The sequence below is a fragment of the Mucilaginibacter flavidus genome (genome assembly GCF_024055575.1).
GTDB classification, from domain to species: Bacteria; Bacteroidota; Bacteroidia; order Sphingobacteriales; family Sphingobacteriaceae; genus Mucilaginibacter; species Mucilaginibacter flavidus.
Window position 1 is genome coordinate 1 of sequence record NZ_JAMXOE010000066.1, and the last position, 1,285, is coordinate 1,285.

A 1,285-nucleotide genomic window follows, 5' to 3' on the forward strand; every position below is an offset into this window, starting at 1 on the left:
ACCATGGGTGTTCGGAAGAAATCGATTATCCCCATAAGTGGATAATTTCGATGTGTTTTTAAGATAAATAGCCGGTTCTTTTGTTGCATGGAAGCCGCGCAGCTACTCGCATTATTACCGGACAATATCCTTGAGGAGTTTGCGCTTGAAACCCAAGTAGATAAATACACAAAAAAGCTGTATGGAGAAATTATTTTTAAGCTACTGATTCATTGTATTCTTTCATTTAAGGATAATAGCCTCCGAACGATGGAATCAGCTTATGAGTCGGTTGTTTTTAAGTTGTTGAATGCAGAGATTAAAAGCGAAACCATCAGCTTCAGCTCTATAAGCGAAAGGCTTTCTGTTATAAATCCAGCTTATTTTGAAAAGCTATATAACAAATGTATTGAGACGTATAGCGCTATTCTAAGGCCCGCAAAAACTGAATTTATCAGGTTTGATTCAACCATTGTAGCTTTATCAGGCAAACTCTTGAACGTTGGCTACCACATCCAGGGAGGTGGGGCGGCCCATCTCAAACAATTAAAATTCACAGTTGGATATTCGAATCTTCCTGTAGCAATTCATTTTTTTAATGAACAATCCTATTCCAGTGAAAATGAAGCTCTTAAAGAAGGTATTTTATCTCATGACAAGAACAATACTTCCATTATTAGGATATTTGACAGGGGAATTACCGCCCGTAAAACGTATGATGAATTTACAGAAAAGGAAATTCCGTTTATCTCCAGACTTAGCGCTAAAAGTAAGAGGGATTTAATATCATACAATACCTTGCCAGAAATGGTTGTCCAAACGCCGACATTACACATTTACAGCGATAGCTGGGTTTATTTATATAAAGCCAGCGGTGTAAAAGCAGACCATCCTGTTAGGTGTATCGAGGCCTTAATCAAAACTACAGGAGAAACCCTCCTGTTTGTAACTAATATTGAAACTGAAATGCTTTCAGCGGCCGATGTTACGATATTCTATAAATACAGATGGGAAATTGAAGTGTTTTTTAAGTTTATTAAACAGGAATTGAACTTTAGCCACCTGATTAACAGAAGTGAAAACGGCATTAAGGTGATGCTATATTGTACAATGATAGCTGCTATACTTTTACTTGCATATAAAGAAATTAACGGTCTAAAAGGTTATAAAATAATGAAACAGCGTTTCGTTAATGACCTGGAAAAGTCCTTAATGAAGGATATCGTTATTATCTGTGGCGGCGACCCTTATAAACTTGACGCAATCCTCAAAAGTGCCCCAGAATAATCTTCCGAACACCCATGGT

The 1,285-nt window shown here is 37.1% G+C and carries 1 protein-coding gene; it reads left to right on the top strand.

The window, feature by feature from the left end; genetic code table 11:
- Positions 1–87: 87 nt before the first annotated feature.
- Positions 88–1,266 (top strand): IS4 family transposase, encoded by a 1,179-nt coding sequence (locus NAF19_RS30480; RefSeq protein WP_252794252.1) that lies wholly within the window; start codon positions 88–90, stop codon positions 1,264–1,266.
- The last annotated feature ends 19 nt before the right edge of the window (positions 1,267–1,285 follow it).

Coding starts and splice junctions, on each gene's coding strand:
- NAF19_RS30480 (WP_252794252.1), top strand. CDS start 88: ATGGAAGCCGCGCAGCTACTCGCATTATTACCGGACAATATCCTTGAG.